Source organism: Cobetia amphilecti, assembly GCF_032923285.1.
Lineage (GTDB): Bacteria > Pseudomonadota > Gammaproteobacteria > Pseudomonadales > Halomonadaceae > Cobetia > Cobetia amphilecti.
Window position 1 is genome coordinate 1,774,307 of the sequence record NZ_CP136695.1, and the last position, 15,474, is coordinate 1,789,780.

General features: G+C 63.7%; 13 protein-coding genes. 12 read left to right on the forward strand and 1 reads right to left on the reverse strand.

Translation table 11 applies throughout. The annotated features are described in order from the left end of the window. Positions 1–250 precede the first annotated feature (250 nt). The 6 genes from R1T44_RS07650 (at position 251) to R1T44_RS07675 (ending at position 5,937) form a co-directional block, all read left to right on the forward strand. Positions 251–529: a hypothetical protein gene (locus R1T44_RS07650; protein WP_197738711.1), complete on the forward strand. Its 279-nt coding sequence runs from the start codon at positions 251–253 to the stop codon at positions 527–529. A 100-nt stretch (positions 530–629) separates the two neighbouring features. Further along, positions 630–791: a YqaE/Pmp3 family membrane protein gene (locus R1T44_RS07655; protein ID WP_043334518.1), complete on the forward strand. Its 162-nt coding sequence runs from the start codon at positions 630–632 to the stop codon at positions 789–791. 368 nt (positions 792–1,159) lie between these two features. Then, positions 1,160–2,308, forward strand: a complete 1,149-nt coding sequence (locus R1T44_RS07660) for an ABC transporter ATP-binding protein (protein WP_082388792.1) — start codon at positions 1,160–1,162, stop codon at positions 2,306–2,308. Between the two features lie 161 nt (positions 2,309–2,469). Beyond that, positions 2,470–3,606, forward strand: coding sequence for an extracellular solute-binding protein (locus R1T44_RS07665; RefSeq protein ID WP_317292828.1), 1,137 nt, complete (start codon positions 2,470–2,472; stop codon positions 3,604–3,606). A 174-nt stretch (positions 3,607–3,780) separates the two neighbouring features. Then, a complete protein-coding gene (locus R1T44_RS07670) occupies positions 3,781–5,082 on the forward strand; it encodes an ABC transporter permease (RefSeq protein WP_153635417.1) in 1,302 nt (433 codons plus the stop codon). Between the two features lie 3 nt (positions 5,083–5,085). Next, positions 5,086–5,937, forward strand: a complete 852-nt coding sequence (locus R1T44_RS07675; RefSeq protein ID WP_153635418.1) for an ABC transporter permease — start codon at positions 5,086–5,088, stop codon at positions 5,935–5,937. Between the two features lie 180 nt (positions 5,938–6,117). On the opposite strand, the gene R1T44_RS07680 is transcribed toward R1T44_RS07675, so the two are convergent. Then, a complete protein-coding gene (locus tag R1T44_RS07680) occupies positions 6,118–8,001 on the reverse strand; it encodes a sigma-54-dependent Fis family transcriptional regulator (RefSeq protein ID WP_317292829.1) in 1,884 nt (627 codons plus the stop codon). Between the two features lie 660 nt (positions 8,002–8,661). Here R1T44_RS07680 and R1T44_RS07685 point away from each other — a divergent pair. From R1T44_RS07685 to R1T44_RS07710, 6 genes are all read left to right on the forward strand, one after another. Next, entirely contained in the window at positions 8,662–9,816 is a 1,155-nt protein-coding gene (locus R1T44_RS07685; RefSeq protein WP_153635419.1) for an ABC transporter ATP-binding protein, read from the forward strand. Further along, positions 9,816–11,054, forward strand: a complete 1,239-nt coding sequence (locus R1T44_RS07690) for an ABC transporter ATP-binding protein (protein WP_153635420.1) — start codon at positions 9,816–9,818, stop codon at positions 11,052–11,054. Before R1T44_RS07685 ends, R1T44_RS07690 begins: the two co-directional genes overlap by 1 nt. Continuing rightward, positions 11,054–11,923, forward strand: coding sequence for a carbohydrate ABC transporter permease (locus R1T44_RS07695; protein ID WP_043334509.1), 870 nt, complete (start codon positions 11,054–11,056; stop codon positions 11,921–11,923). Before R1T44_RS07690 ends, R1T44_RS07695 begins: the two co-directional genes overlap by 1 nt. Positions 11,924–11,934: 11 nt before the next feature. After that, positions 11,935–12,735 carry a carbohydrate ABC transporter permease gene (locus tag R1T44_RS07700; protein ID WP_043334505.1) on the forward strand — a complete coding sequence of 267 codons (801 nt, stop codon included), beginning with the start codon at positions 11,935–11,937 and terminating at the stop codon, positions 12,733–12,735. 73 nt (positions 12,736–12,808) lie between these two features. After that, complete coding sequence (locus R1T44_RS07705) at positions 12,809–13,081, forward strand: DUF2160 domain-containing protein (protein ID WP_043334560.1); 273 nt, start codon at positions 12,809–12,811, stop codon at positions 13,079–13,081. A 156-nt stretch (positions 13,082–13,237) separates the two neighbouring features. Continuing rightward, positions 13,238–15,304 carry a DUF4955 domain-containing protein gene (locus R1T44_RS07710; RefSeq protein WP_153635421.1) on the forward strand — a complete coding sequence of 689 codons (2,067 nt, stop codon included), beginning with the start codon at positions 13,238–13,240 and terminating at the stop codon, positions 15,302–15,304. The last annotated feature ends 170 nt before the right edge of the window (positions 15,305–15,474 follow it).

A 15,474-nucleotide genomic window follows, 5' to 3' on the forward strand; every position in this document is an offset into this window, starting at 1 on the left:
TCTTGCGGGTGAATTTGATTGCATCAAGCGAGGCGATAGCTTTTCTTGATGATACTGCTGACAGTCAGTCGTGTGCTGGCTCATGGCCTTGTTCTCGGCAGGAACGTGCTGGTCGGCAAGCGGCTTTTTTGCCGGAAATAGTTATACAGACTTGATATTTGCCCCTGTCAGCCATAGGTAGTGGGTACGTCACGGCATCGTCAGGCGTCGAGTCTGGCAAGCGAGGCAATAGATGAACGCACGAGAGTACATGGCGAAGCACGGCCTGGACGGCGACAAGGACAAGGAGGAGGACAAGCCTCAGAGTCTGGAAGAACATGCCTGGGCACGTGCACGTGAGTCCGGCAGCCATCGGCCACGCACCGGGACGCCGCATGACTGGGAAGACTGGGAGCGCTACCACGAGCAGCTGGCCGCGGACTCCGAGAAGCTGTCCCAGAAGATCGATCGTCAGGCCCGCGCCGGCGGATCCGCCTCTGCGCACGACGATGACGTCGACAAGGCTGACGCTGATCGAGACGGGCAGTGATCGAGAAGGACTGTGATCAAGAAGGACACTGATCAACACGAGTACCGAACATTCATGACCTCCGTGGAGTCACGGTTGTCACAATCGCAAGGAGCAACTCATGGATATCATTCGCATCATTCTGGCCATCATCCTGCCGCCGCTGGGCGTTCTCATGCAGGTGGGTGTCGCCAACAAGCATTTCTGGATCAACATCATCCTGACCTGCTTCGGTTTCCTGCCGGGGATCATCCACGCGGTGTGGGTCATTACCAAGTTCTGACCGCCGCTGAACCCCAGAGGCTCTGATATGGCTGCCCACCTCGGGCAACCCAGAGTTGAAAGGCCCAAAGCCCCCGCTGCCTTGTGTGCAGCGGGGGCTTTTCAGTGGGCGCTCACCGGGGAAGCGCCATGTGGCGTCGGTGATTCAGCGGCGGTGCATGCCGAGGGCCCTTGGCGAATGGCAGGCGACGGTAGTTCAACATTTAGACTTTCGCATAGCCTGATTTCAACGCTTTTCAGCGAGCGCGGCGCTTGTCGCCTCTCGCTTGCCCCCGTAGGGTCAAATGGGACTGAGGGCAGCGATCAGGGCCGGTGAAGCCTGTTCGATCACATGCTCCACGATAACAACAACACGTATGGATACCACGCATGGTCACGACTGCTGAGCCCGACGCGCCGCAGGAGACCAGCTCCTGCTTCGCGATCTTCAATGATGTGCAAAAGAGCTATGACGGCGAAACGCTGGTGGTCAAGGGCTTCAATCTTGAAGTCCAGCGCGGCGAGTTCGTCACCCTGCTGGGACCGTCCGGTTCCGGCAAGACCACCTGCCTGATGATGATGGCAGGCTTCGAAACGCCGACCCACGGCGACATCCTCCTCGACGGTACCCCCATCAATGACTTGCCACCGCACAAGCGCGGCATCGGCATGGTCTTCCAGAACTATGCACTGTTTCCGCACATGAGCGTGGCCGAGAACCTGGCCTTCCCATTGGAAGTGCGCGGCATGAGCAAGGAGGAGATCTCGACCAAGGTGGCCAACGCGCTGGACATGGTGCGACTCGGCGAATTCGGCGATCGCCGTCCGGGGCAGCTCTCCGGCGGGCAGCAACAGCGGGTCGCCCTGGCACGTGCGCTGGTCTTCGAGCCGGAGCTGGTGCTGATGGATGAACCGCTGGGGGCGCTGGACAAGAACCTGCGCGAGGAGATGCAGTTCGAGATCAAGCGCATCCACCAGCGCCTCGGCGTCACCATGCTCTATGTGACCCATGATCAGACGGAAGCGCTGACCATGTCGGACCGCATCGCGGTCTTCAATGACGGCATCGTCCAGCAGCTGGCAACCCCCGAGGCGCTGTATGAAGCGCCGGAGAATGCCTTCGTCGCCTATTTCATCGGCGAGAACAATCGCCTCAACGGCCAGGTATCGCAGCTTGACGCTCAGGGGGAGCATTGCACGGTGACCCTCGACAGCGGCGAGCAGGTACGGGCACTCAAGGTGGCCGTCAATGAGGTCGGCGAGCGCACCCAGCTGTCACTGCGCCCGGAGCGGGTACGCCTGCTGTCGGCGGAAGAGCCAGGCGCCGCGGGCACGCAAAGCCCTCCCGACAATGTCTTCTCCGCCGAGGTGCTCGAGGTGATCTATCTTGGAGATCATCTGCGCACGCGCGTGGCGGTGTGTGGCAGTGACGAATTCATCATCAAGACACCCAACGCCGAGGGTTATCCGCCCTTGCGGCCCGGGCAGACATTGCAGGTCGGATGGGACGCCTGCGACTGCCGGGCGCTGGATGCCTGAGGCCAGCAAAGGTCAGAACAGGCCAGCAAAGAACAGGCGAGAAAGGACAGGCGAGTAAAGACAAGGCAGCACGGGAGGTGAAGCACGCTTCCTCAGCAGAGCAAGAGCAGATTTCGCGACAAGAGTGCAGCACAACAACAAGAAATCAGGGAGATTCATCCATGTCAGTCATCAATCAGTTCACCGCGTCATTCACTACCTCGCGCCCGGGCATGCCGCTGCGCAGCCTGCTGGCGGTTGCCGTGGCAGCGGCCGGCATGAGCGCCGCAGCGGCCCAGGCCGAGACGCTCAATATCGTCTCGTGGGGCGGCGCCTATACCGACAGCCAGAACAAGGCCTATCACGAGCCCTGGGAAGAGAAGAGCGGCGACACCGTCGTCAATATCGACAAGTCATCCAATGCGCTGTCCGGTCTGCGCGCACAGGTCCAGGCCGGCAACGTCACCTGGGACCTGGTCGACATGCTGCCCAGTGATGCCTTGATCGCCTGTTCGGAAGGCCTGATCGAGCCGCTGGACCCGGACACCCTGTTCGCGGCAGCGCCGGATGGCACGCCGGCCAGCGAGGACTTCATCGAGAATTCGCTCAGCGAGTGCTTCGTGCCGCAGATCGTCTACTCCAACATCGTGGCCTTCAATACCGAGATGTTCCCCGAGGACAAGCAGCCGGATTCCATCGATGACGTCTTCAATCTCGAGGAATTCCCCGGCAAGCGTGCGCTGCAGAAGAAGCCGATCAACAACATGGAGTGGGCGCTGGTAGCCGATGGCGTGGCCCCGGAAGATGTCTACGAGATGCTGGATTCCGAGGAAGGCATCGAACGTGCCTTCGCCAAGCTCGATACCATCAAGGACAGCGTGATCTGGTGGGAAGAGGGCGCACAGCCGCCGCAGCTGCTGGCGGACAAGGAAGTGGCCTTCGCCTCGGCCTACAACGGACGCATCTTCGATGCCGAGGTCAACGAGAAGCAGCCATTCTCCATCGTCTGGGATGCCCAGGTCTTCGAGCTGGATGGCTGGGTCGTCCCGACCGGCAAGCTCGACAAGGTCAAGGATTACCTGATGTTCGCCACCGATACCCAGCGACTGGCGGATCAGGCCAAGTACATCTCCTACGGGCCGGCGCGTACCTCCTCCGCGGCACTGGTCTCGACCCATGCGGACACCGGCATCGACATGAAGCCGCACATGCCCACCTATGGCCCCAACTTCGAGACCGCCATCCCCAAGGATGACGAATTCTGGGCCGACAACCTCGATGAGCTGAGCCAGCGCTTCAACGCCTGGCTGGCACGCTGACCCCTGCACTGACCCGCTGGCCCCGGTGGCGCACACCCGCGCGCCGGGGCCTTTTTGATCATGCCTGATGGCCCGTCGGCCATGCTCGATTCCGCCAGGTTGGCTTCCGTCACTGTCACGCGGAAGCCGGCTGGCGGCCCAGGCATCCTCGGATAGCCGATCAAGGAGTGCAGGATGAGCGATTCCTCCGCCCCGGCCACGTCCGGAAGCGCAGCACATGACCCCACTGGCGCCCCCGGCGCGGCGCTGACCACCGCCGATGGCGTACCGCTGAAACAGAGCCTCAATCGCGCCATCCGTCGCAGTCGCATCAAGGCGTTGCTGCTGGTGGCGCCGTTGCTGGTCTTCATCGGGCTGGCATTCGTCATGCCCATCTTCGACATGCTGTCACGCAGTGTCGACAACCCGGAAGTCTCCACCTATCTACCGCGCACCAGCGAGGTGCTGGTCGACTGGGACGGCGAAGGGTTGCCGGAAGAGGCCGCCTACGCCGCCCTGGCGCAGGATCTGGCCGCGGGACTCAAGGCGCGCAATCTCGGGCGCGTCGCCTCGCGTCTCAACTACGAAAAGTCCGGCATGCGGTCGCTGTTCATGAAGAGCGCCCGCCGTGCCGGTCGCATGGAGGCCCCTTACAAGGCCGCGCTGATCAAGGCCGATGAGGATTGGGAGGACCCGGATATCTGGCGTCTGATCAAACGCGAATCGTCGCCTCTCACCGCTTCCTACTATCTGGCGGCGGTGGATCGCCAGTTCTCACCGACAGGCGAGATCGTCGAGAAACCGGAGTATCTGCAGATCCACGTCTCGCTGTTCATCCGCACCTTCTGGATGAGCGCGGCGATCACCGGGCTGTGTCTGTTGCTGGCCTATCCGGTGGCCTGGCTGCTGGCGACCCTGCCAGCCAGTCGCGGCAATCTGCTGATGATTCTGGTGCTGCTGCCGTTCTGGACCTCGCTGCTGGTGCGAACCACCACCTGGATCGCGATCCTGCAGCAGCAGGGGGTGCTCAATGACATGCTGGTGGGCGTCGGGATACTCGCCGAGGAGGCGCGTATCCAGATGATCTACAACAAGACCGGCACCATCATCGCGATGACCCACATCCTGCTGCCGTTCATGATCCTGCCGCTGTACTCGGTGATGAAGACCATACCGCCCAGCTACATGCATGCGGCGCGCTCGCTGGGTGCCGGGCCGATAACCGCCTTCCGGCGTGTCTACTTCCCGCAGACCTTGCCGGGCATCGGGGCGGGCTCGATTCTGGTCTTCATCCTCTCCATCGGCTACTACATCACGCCGGCACTGGTGGGCGGGCAGTCGGGCCGCTTCATCACCAACTTCATCGCCTATCACATGCAGACCTCGCTCAACTGGGGCCTGGCAGCGGCCATTGGCTCGATACTGCTGGTCGTGGTGATCCTCTTCTATCTCGTCTACAACCGCCTGATCGGTGTGGACAAGGTCAAACTGGGGTGACAGATGGCCATACCTTCCTATGCAACTCGTGGTGAGCGGATCTGGCATTGGGTGTTCTGCGTGCTGTGCACGCTGATCTTCCTGTTCCTGATCGGGCCGATCCTGGTGATCATTCCGCTCTCGTTCAATGCCGAACCCTACTTCACCTTCTCGGAGAAGATGCTGTCGCTGGACCCGGAGGGCTACTCGCTGCGCTGGTATCAGGAGTTCTTCACCTCGGATGAGTGGATGCGCTCGATCAAGAACAGCATCATCGTGGCGGTGTGCGCGACGGTGCTGGCCACGGTACTGGGCACGCTTGCCGCACTGGGGCTTTCCAGCCGTTTCATGCCGTTTCGCAATACCATCATGGCGATCCTGATCTCGCCGATGATCGTGCCGCTGATCATCAGCGCCGCGGCGATGTTCTTCTTCTTCTCGAAACTGGGGCTGACCCAGACCTATCTGGGCGTGATTCTGGCGCACACGGCGCTGGGCATTCCCTTCGTGGTGATCACGGTGACGGCGACGCTGTCCGGCTTCGATCACTCGCTGACACGTGCGGCGCACTCGCTGGGGGCCAGTCCGAGTCGCACCTTCTTCCGCATCATCCTGCCGCTGGTGACGCCGGGGGTGGTGTCCGGTGCGCTGTTCGCCTTCATCACCTCGTTCGATGAAGTCGTGGTGGTGCTGTTCATCGCCGGGCCGGCGCAGACCACCATCCCGATCCAGATGTGGTCCGGTATCCGCGAGGAGATCAGCCCGACGATTCTGGCGGTGGCCACGCTGCTGGTGATGGTCTCGATCCTGCTGCTGACGACACTGGAGCTGATTCGCCGCCGCAATGAACGTCTGCGCGGCCTGACGCCGAGCTGACCACTGTCCTCGACCCTCTGCCCTTTGCTCTTGAGTGCTGAGCGCTTGATGGCTGTGAGAAACAGGAGTCGCAAGAAACGCCCTTGCCCCCGCAGAGTCTGTCTGCGGGGGCAAGGGCGTTTCAGGGCCAGGGCTTGAAGACAGGGCTTGGAGACAGGGCTTGAGGAAAAGCCTGCTGCGTCAGGCCGCGCCGAGTCGCTTGTAGAGCGTGGTGCGGCTGATGCCCAGCTCCCGCGCGAGACGCGAGACGTTGCCGCCCAGCGCGTCCAGCGCACTCTGCAGCTCCTCGGCACTGAAGAGATCATGCAGCGAGGGCAGGCCGCTCGGTTGCGAGGGCTGGTGGGCAATCTCGCCCTCTGCCGCGTGGCAGTCGCCCTGTGAGGCGAGACAGTCGCCCGCCAGCATCACATGGCACGGCTCCAGGGTCGGCCCATCGCACAGTGCCAGCGCCAGACGCAGCACGTTGTCCAGCTCGCGCACGTTGCCGGGCCAGTCATGCTGGGTGAGGCGATCGAGGAAGGCGGGCGTGATGCGCGGCAGCTCACGTTGCTGCTCCCCGCACAGCCGTGTCAGCAGGGCACGACTCAGTCCGGCGATGTCGTGACGCTCCCTCAGCGGCGGCAGGGCGATGGTGGCCCCACACAGGCGATAGTAGAGATCCGCCCGGAAGCGCCCGGCCTTGACCAGCTCGCTGAGGGGCTGATGGGTGGCGGCGACCAGTTCGAAATCGACCCGCTGCGGCTTGCCGCCGCCCAGCGGGGTGACTTCACGCTCCTGCAGCACGCGTAGCAGACGCGCCTGCACATGCAGTGGCATGTCGCCGATCTCATCCAGAAACAGGCGCCCGCCATTGGCCTCGAGCAGGCGGCCTTCGCGTCCGGCGGGGTCGGCACCGGTAAAGGCGCCGCGCCGATAGCCGAACAGCTCGGCCTCGACCAGCTCATCAGGCAAGGCGGCGCAGTTGATGGCGACCAGCGGCTGATGGGCGCGATGACTGGCCTGATGCAGCGCCTTGACCACTTCCTCCTTGCCGACGCCGGTCTCGCCCTGCAGCAGTAGTGGCAGGCGGGCGTTCACCAGCCGCGCCAGCAGTTCGCAGACTCTGGCCCAGCCGGCATCGCCATGATGCAGGCGCGCGAGGCTCGGGTGGCACGCAGTCTCTCGAGTGGCGACTTCGGCCGGTGGCTGGCTTGCGGAGCGCTCGGCCGGCGCACGGGCCACGACCCGTGGCCTGGGCGGGGCTGCACACAGGGTGTAGCCCGTGAAGCGCGGGTGTTGTGTGAGCATCAGGCACTGCGCATTGGCGAGCTGGGCCAGCGGCGCCCAGTCCAGCTGCCAGCGTGCCAGCGGCTGGCCCAGCAGCAGGTGGATGTCATCGCGGGTGGCGCAGCTGTCGCTGTCCGCTGCATTGGCTGCGCTGTCCGTTGCGTTGGCTGCGTTTTCGGAAGCGGGCGTGAGTTCAAGATGAGCCGCCAGCAGCTGCAGTCCCCGGCGACTGGCGGCAGCGACCTGACCTTGCGGCGTGACGGCCAGCAGGGCCGCACTGGGCGAGTCCAGCTGCGAGCGGTTGAGATGCAGGCGCAACAGGTGATGGTCGTGCCCATGCGCCTCGCCCAGACGGCGTTGCTCGATGTCATCCGCCAGTACGCCGAGCATGCCGAGGCTGTACTGGCGCACACGGTAGGGATCGCAGATCAGTCCCAGGCACCCCTCGCAGGCGCCGGGCGTCAGGCCTCGATTGGCACTCCAGCTGGCGGGTGCCAGCAGCGCGGCACTGGCACTGGCCAGCCCCTTGAGGCATTCGGCGTCATGCGCTTCGAGCGCGATGCGCGCCAGGCGATTGGCACGCGGTGCATTCAGGGTCTCGGCGATGGCGTTGTGACCCAGCGACTCCTCACGCCAGCGCGCGCCGGGGTGCAACAGGGGGGCGTCATTGCCCAGCAGCTGTTGATGGCCGTAGCTTGCCAGCACCACGCCGTCGCGGTCGGTCAGCACCAGACACGCCTGCCAGTGATCGAGCAGGTTGAGGGTATGGCCGGCCACCGCTGACGCCACCGTCGCCATCAGGTTGGCGGCCTGACGCTGACGCCAGACGAGCTCCTCCGGCGGACACCTGAGGGTTGAGGGCGGCAGCGACGAGGGGAAAGAAGAGGGAAGAGAAGAGGAGGGAGCAGGTGGAAGCGCCGCCGCAGACGTTGCGCAGGCGGCGCTTGGATCGAGCGCCTGATCCTCTGCGTGGTGAGCTGGATGCTTGGCCGAATGATGAGCAGCGTGGCGCGCTGAGTGTTTGGCGGCGTGGGGTAGTGGCATGCGATGTCCCTTGTGCGGCGGGCCTTTCAGGCCTCTGTTGTTATTGGTGCTGTTATCGATGCTGTGATCGGTCTGGGGGAGTGTTCACGGCAATGTTCACTTGTGCGTGGTGAGTGTTCAGTTCCGAGGACTCCAGTGTGCAGACACTGTTCATCAGAGTAGCGGCAGACGCGGCGGATGACGGGCTAGACCATGGTCTGCCCCTGCCTTGGTCGCATCTGGCAAGTGGCTGAATGATCGACAGAAGAGCGGAATCCGGCGCCCTCCGAGGGGCGATGGAGGCTGTCTGTGGGCAGGGGGTTGCGCGCGGCTGGCACAGGGTTCGCTTGAGGATAGTCACCAGGTGGGTGTGAACACTCGGCAGTGGTTGGCCGTGTCCTTGCCCCGATGACTTTCACCAGACGAGACAGCGCCATGTCCTTGAGCCTTGAGGCGGTCACCCGCCGGGTTGGCCGCGAGACCCATATCGACAGGGTGGACCTGACCTTCGAGCCCGGCTCCTTCAATGTGCTGCTGGGACGCACCCTGTCCGGCAAGACGTCGCTGATGCGCCTGATGGCGGGTCTCGATGTGCCCAGTGACGGGCGCATCGTGATGAACGGCGAGGACGTGACCGGCCGTCCAGTGCGCGAGCGCAACATCTCGATGGTCTATCAGCAGTTCATCAACTACCCGAGCCTGAGCGTCTACGACAACATCGCCTCGCCGCTGAAGCTGGCGCGCATGGCGCCGGAGGAAATCCGCCGCCGCGTGCACGAGATCGCCGAGATGCTGCATATCGAGCAGTTTCTTGCGCGTCAGCCGGCGGAGTTGTCCGGTGGCCAGCAGCAGCGCACGGCCATGGCGCGGGCGCTGGTCAAGGACGCCGACCTGGTGCTGTTCGATGAACCGCTGGTCAATCTCGACTACAAGCTGCGCGAAGAACTGCGCCACGAGATGCGCAGCCTGTTCGCGACCCGCAACACCATTGCCGTCTACGCCACCACCGAGCCCGGCGAGGCGCTGGCACTCGGCGGCACCACCACCCTGATGCATGAAGGGCGGGTGCTGCAGTCCGGGCCTACCGAGGCCGTCTACCATCATCCACTGAGTGTCGAGGCGGCGAAGCTCTACTCCGAGCCGCAGATCAATCTGTTCGAGGCCGAGGTGCGCGGACGTGAGCTGGCGTTCTCCGGCGCGGCCAGTGCCGGCGAGCAGGGCAGCCGTTTCGTGCTGCCCACGCCACTGGCGGGGATCGAGAGCGGGGCCTACCGCTTCGGCATCCGCCCCAGCCATCTGGGGCTGGCACCTCTGGCCGATGATGATCTGGAGTTCGCCGTCACGGTGGATATCGCCGAGATCTCCGGCTCCGAGACCTTCCTGCATGTCAGCAATGACGATCACTCGCTGGTCCTGCATCTGGCCGGCATCCACGACTTCGCCGTGGATGATGCCATCCGCGTCTATGCCCCCGCCCACAAGCTGTTCGTCTATGCCGCCGATGGTGGTGACGGGGCGGAACAGCATGGCGATGGGGCACTGATCCGCTCGCCCGAGCGACCCACCACGACTGGCGGAGGGCTGGCCTGATGGCGGAAATACACCTCAATGATCTGGCGCACAGCTACCTGGCGGCGCCCACCGCGGACAGTGATTACGCCATCCGGCGCATGAATCATGTCTGGCAGCAGGGCGGCGCCTATGCACTGCTCGGCCCGTCGGGGTGTGGCAAGAGCACGCTGCTCAACATCATCTCCGGGCTGCTGGCCCCCTCCGAGGGCGAGGTGCGCTTCGATGATCGCGTGGTCAATCGGCTGCCGCCGGAAGAGCGCAACATTGCCCAGGTTTTCCAGTTCCCGGTGGTCTACGACACCATGACGGTCTTCGACAATCTGGCCTTTCCGCTGCGCAATCAGCGCCAGCCGGAGCACAAGGTGCAGTCCCGGGTGCGTGAGATCGCCCAGGTGCTGGAGCTGGAAGACCTGCTGACTCGGCGTGCCAGCAACCTGACGGCCGACGAGAAGCAGAAGGTCTCGATGGGCCGTGGCCTGGTGCGCGATGACGTGGCCGCCATCCTGTTCGATGAACCGCTGACGGTCATCGACCCCCACCTCAAGTGGAAGCTGCGCCGCAAGCTCAAGCAGATCCACGAGCAGTTCAACATCACCATGGTCTACGTCACCCATGATCAGCTGGAGGCCTCGACCTTCGCCGACAAGATCGCGGTGATGTACGAGGGCCGCATCGTGCAGTTCGGCACCCCGCGCGAGCTGTTCGAGGACCCCGCTCACACCTTCGTGGGCTACTTCATCGGCTCACCGGGCATGAACCTGGCCAGCATCACGCTGGAATCGCAGGGCGTGCGGCTCGGCACGGGGGAGGATGCACCCTTGCTGCATCTTCCACGAGCGCTGCTAGCGACACTGGCGGAGCGCAAGGGCGAGTTGAAACTGGGCATTCGCCCCGAATTCGTCGAGCTCGAGGCCAGCGACAGCTCATCAGCGGCGGCGGTTCCCGACACCCGCGAGCATTGGCTGAGTGGTCAGGTCACGCTGGTGCAGGACCTGGGGACCTACAAGGTGGTGGATCTCGACATCGGTGGCGGCTGCCTGTTCAAGGCGCGCATCGAGGAAGATGCGCTGCTGCCGACAGGCCGCGTGCGTCTGCGCCTGCCGGCCCGCTGGCAGCGCTTCTATCTCGATGAGCACCTGCTGGACCTGTCACAGGCCGGCGCGCCCGACAGTGGCGAGGCGGACAGCTTTGCCAGAGGGGAGAGTGGCGGCCCTGTCAGAGGGGAAGATGACCAGCGGCCGGGAGGAAACGCCTGATGCAACGCACACACAACAATCGCGCCTGGTGGCTGGTGCTGCCGGTAGTCATCGTGGTGGCATTCTCGGCCATCATCCCGATGATGACGGTGGTCAACTACTCGGTGCAGGACATCTTCGACCCCTCCACGCGCTTCTTCGTCGGCACCGAGTGGTATCGCGAGATCCTGCGTGACGAGCGCCTGCACGATTCGCTGATCCGTCAGTTCGTCTATTCATTCGCGGTGCTAGCCATCGAGATTCCGCTGGGGATCGCCGTGGCGCTCTCGATGCCGCGCAAGGGCTTCATGGTCTCGCTGTGCATGATTCTGCTGGCCTTGCCGCTGCTGATCCCCTGGAATGTGGTCGGCACCATCTGGCAGATCATCGGTCGTGAGGACATCGGTCTCTACGGCTGGGCGCTGGGCCAGCTGGGCATCGACTACAACTACGCCTCCAATCCGGCTGACGCCTGGGTGACGGTGCTGGTGATGGATGTCTGGCACTGGACGTCGCTGGTGGCGTTGCTGTGCTATTCGGGGCTACGTGCCATTCCCGATGTCTATTACCAGGCCGCGCGTATCGACCGTGCCTCGCCCTGGGCCGTGTTCCGCTACATCCAGCTGCCCAAGCTCAAGAGCGTGCTGTTGATCGGCATCATGTTGCGCTTCATGGACAGCTTCATGATCTACACCGAGCCCTTCGTGCTCACCGGTGGCGGGCCGGGTACCACCACCACCTTCCTGTCCCAGACCTTGACCCAGATGGCGATCGGCCAGTTCGATCTCGGACGTGCCGCAGCCTTCTCGCTGATCTACTTCCTCATCATCCTGCTGGTCTCGTGGCTGTTCTATACCGCCATGACCCATCAGGACAGTGACGACGCCTGAGGAGACGAGTGATGACCACACGCAAGCGTCTGGTAATGACGATCTATCTGCTGTTCCTGCTGGTGCCGATCTACTGGCTGCTGATCATGTCCTTCAAGTCGAATCAGGAGATTCTCGGCGGCCTGACCCTGTGGCCCGAGAACTTCACCTTCGACAACTATCGGGTGATCTTCACCGACCCCAGCTGGTACATGGGCTACCTCAACTCGATGAGCTACGTGGTGCTCAACATGCTCATCTCGCTGGCGGTGGCGCTGCCGGCGGCCTATGCCTTCTCGCGCTATCGCTTCCTGGGCGACAAGCATCTGTTCTTCTGGCTGCTGACCAATCGCATGGCGCCGCCGGCGGTCTTCCTGCTGCCGTTCTTCCAGCTCTATTCCTCGGTGGGGCTGTTCGATACCCCGCTGGCGGTGGCACTCGCGCACTGTCTGTTCAACGTGCCGCTGGCGGTCTGGATTCTGGAAGGCTTCATGTCCGGCGTACCCAAGGAGATCGATGAGACGGCCTATATCGACGGCTACAGCTTCCCGCGCTTCTTCCTGACGCTGTTCATTCCGATGATTCGCCCGGGAATCGGGGTGACCGCCTTCTTCTGCTTCATGTTCTCGTGGGTGGAGCTGTTGCTGGCGCGAACCCTGACCTCGACGGAGGCGAAACCGATAGCGGCGGTGATGACGCGAACGGTCTCGGCCTCGGGCATCGACTGGGGCGTGCTGGCCGCCGCCGGTGCCCTGACGCTGATTCCCGGCATTCTGGTGATCTACTTCGTGCGCAACCATGTCGCCAAGGGCTTCGCCCTGGGCCGGGTGTGATCGTCACCAGGCCGAGCGCCGCTGTCATTGCCGTCAGCAAGTCTCTGCTGGCGGCCCACAAGAGGACATGATGATGGAATGGATGGCCTGGACACTGCCCACGTCACTCTTCTTTGCCGGTATCGGCACCCTGCTGCTGGGCATGACCGCCTGGCAGTTCGTGACCCCGACGCTGAGTCGGCAGGGATTTCTGCCCATCGCGACCACGCGGGGCGACAGACTGTTCATCGGCCTGCTCTCCAGCGGCTGGCTGCATCTGCTGTGGTTGGGCTTTACCGATCAGGTGCTGTGGATGATCAGCATCGTGTGTGTCGTCTGGATGCTGGTGTTGATGAAGTGGGGATGAAGTGGGGATGACATGCGGGGAGATGTGAAGAGGAGAGAGCGCTGACGACAGGCAGCGTCGCCCGGTGGCAACACGGAACCGGACAGCCTGAGGGGAGTCCCAAGCGGTTCTGACTGGCATCCGCCAGTGTCATTCGCCGCTCTGGAATCTCGTTGCATGTCGTCATCTCGTTCACCGCATCGCTCGTCTACAGGTAGTGCTTCAAAGGGTGCTTCACATGGCGCTTCACGTGGCGACTCTCCCTCGCCGGGCCGCAAGAACCGCCGTCGTCTCTGGGCGGGCGTGACAGGGCTGAGCATTGCCTGCGTTGTCGCCCTCGGCTGGTGGGCCGGTACACCGCTCGACAACCCGGACGCCGCGACGCCTGATCAGCAGGTCGGGGATGGCGAAACGGAAGATGCAGGGCAATCAACATTGTGGCAGCAGTATCAGCGCGTGTGGCAGGCCAATCAGACCCGCTCACCCAAGGCGCGCAAGCCACTGCCACTGCCAGACGTTTCCCGCGCCGGCTACCACCAGGGCGAGGCACTGCCGGCGCTTGAGCTCGAGTCCCGTGACGAGGGTGAAGCGGCAGGAAAGGGCGAGGCAGAAAAGGGCACGGCAGGTGAGAGCGCAAAGGGCGTGCTGCGCCGGTTCGATGTCACGGCCTACGGCGCGGATGGTAGTGACACCCTGAGTGATCGCCGCGCCATTCTCGAGGCGCATGCCGCCATGCGTGACTGGCAGCGCCAGGGCAGTGATGACGCTGACCGCCCGGCGCGCCGCGGCGTGCTCTATTTCCCGGCGGGGGATTACGTGGTGTATGGGGCGGCCGAGCGCGACTGGTTTCACTCCCGCCTGGTGGCACTGAAAGCCGCGGTGGCGGACGCAGAACACCAGCAGGCGCTGCGCGAGGCATTGCTCAAGATGCAGGGTTTGAGTCTGGCAGGCAGTCATTGGACCTTGATGGGCGCGGGCAGTGATGTCACGCACCTCAAGCAGACCCGGCCGATGCTGCCGTTGCACGCCAGCTGGTACTGGAGCACTCCCTGGCTGCTGCATCTGGGCAATCTGGCCGAGGGGGGCAAGCAGGAAGAATGGCAAGCCGTCACACCGACGAGACACCGGCAGCCGGCGGATACGCAGGACACGATCACGCTGGCGGATGAGGCGGGTCAGTCGGATGAGACAGATGGCGCAGCGCTCTCGCCAGGCGATGAGGTGCTGCTGGAGAGCATCGACAAGCGGCCTGAGTCAGTGGCGCGTGCCCTGGCGCCCTATCAGATGGAAAAGGACGCCAGCACCGGCGAGTCACGCTGGTTGATCGAGCGTGACGGAGTGATCAAGCGGGCGCGCTATCGCGTGGTGGCACGTGACGGCAAGCGCCTCACGCTCTCGCTGCCGGTGGTGCATGAGCGCTTTCCCGGCGAGCAGTGGCGCATCGCACGCCTGCACCCGGCGCGGGAAGTCGGGGTGCAGGGCATCACGCTCAAGGGCAACTGGCGGGGGCACTTCAAGCATCACCGCAGTGCCGAGGATGACAGCGGCTTCGGCCTTCTGGACCTGGATGGCATCACGGATGGCTGGGTACGTGACGTGCGGCTCGACAGTTTCAATCAGGGGGTGAAGGTGCGCCACAGCTCACAGCTGACACTCGAAGACGTGACGATGACCGGCAAGCCCGGGCATATCGCGATGACGATCAGTGACAGCAATCAGGTACTGGCCCGCCAGGTAGTCGACCAAAGTCATGCCTGGCATGCGCCCGGGGTGGCCCGCTACGCGACCCATAACGTCTACCTTGAACTGGAGCACGCCGGTGACAGTGGTATCGAGCTGCATGGTCAGCAATCGCGCGACAACGTGTTCGATCGCAAGCGTGGCGGTCATGTGCGTGACCGCTGGGGCGCCAGTGTCGGCCATCAGCCCAATCATCTGCGCGGGCTGGTGCTGTGGAATCCGGTCAATACCGGCAAGCCGCATGCTGCCTGGCCCTTCATGCGCGCCGACTCCCACTTCGGCAAGGTGATCATGCCGACGGTCGTCGGGGCGACCGGGCATGCGCTGGGCATCGCCAACCGCCATGACTATGCCCGAGTGATGAATGCCAAGGGCGTGACCGAGTATGACCCCTTGCCGCCGATGGATGCCTTGCAGGCACGCGTCGAGTCGCCGGGCGAGGCCGTGGAGCCCGCCTCGCTCTACCGCGCCCAGCGCGAGCTGCTGCAGGAGACGCGAGAGTGACAGCAAGCCGCTGAGTATCAGTGCATCAGGGCATCAGCGCAGCAGAGCAATCAGGTCAGCAAGGACAACAGAGCAGCAAGAACAACAGAGCAGCAGCCAACGACAGCCGATCGCAACGGCAGGAGGACGAGCAGCACCGAGAGCAAGCAAGGCGGCGAATCGCGCCGCGC

Excerpts from the sequence above, each read along its gene's own strand:
- R1T44_RS07655 (WP_043334518.1), top strand. The coding sequence starts at position 630 with ATGGATATCATTCGCATCATTCTGGCCATCATCCTGCCGCCGCTGGGC.
- R1T44_RS07680 (WP_317292829.1), bottom strand. The coding sequence starts at position 8,001 with ATGGCGACGGTGGCGTCAGCGGTGGCCGGCCATACCCTCAACCTGCTC.
- R1T44_RS07710 (WP_153635421.1), top strand. The coding sequence starts at position 13,238 with ATGTCGTCATCTCGTTCACCGCATCGCTCGTCTACAGGTAGTGCTTCA.
- R1T44_RS07700 (WP_043334505.1), top strand. The coding sequence starts at position 11,935 with ATGACCACACGCAAGCGTCTGGTAATGACGATCTATCTGCTGTTCCTG.
- R1T44_RS07660 (WP_082388792.1), top strand. The coding sequence starts at position 1,160 with ATGGTCACGACTGCTGAGCCCGACGCGCCGCAGGAGACCAGCTCCTGC.
- R1T44_RS07675 (WP_153635418.1), top strand. The coding sequence starts at position 5,086 with ATGGCCATACCTTCCTATGCAACTCGTGGTGAGCGGATCTGGCATTGG.
- R1T44_RS07695 (WP_043334509.1), top strand. The coding sequence starts at position 11,054 with ATGCAACGCACACACAACAATCGCGCCTGGTGGCTGGTGCTGCCGGTA.
- R1T44_RS07690 (WP_153635420.1), top strand. The coding sequence starts at position 9,816 with ATGGCGGAAATACACCTCAATGATCTGGCGCACAGCTACCTGGCGGCG.
- R1T44_RS07670 (WP_153635417.1), top strand. The coding sequence starts at position 3,781 with ATGAGCGATTCCTCCGCCCCGGCCACGTCCGGAAGCGCAGCACATGAC.
- R1T44_RS07650 (WP_197738711.1), top strand. The coding sequence starts at position 251 with ATGGCGAAGCACGGCCTGGACGGCGACAAGGACAAGGAGGAGGACAAG.
- R1T44_RS07705 (WP_043334560.1), top strand. The coding sequence starts at position 12,809 with ATGGAATGGATGGCCTGGACACTGCCCACGTCACTCTTCTTTGCCGGT.
- R1T44_RS07665 (WP_317292828.1), top strand. The coding sequence starts at position 2,470 with ATGTCAGTCATCAATCAGTTCACCGCGTCATTCACTACCTCGCGCCCG.
- R1T44_RS07685 (WP_153635419.1), top strand. The coding sequence starts at position 8,662 with ATGTCCTTGAGCCTTGAGGCGGTCACCCGCCGGGTTGGCCGCGAGACC.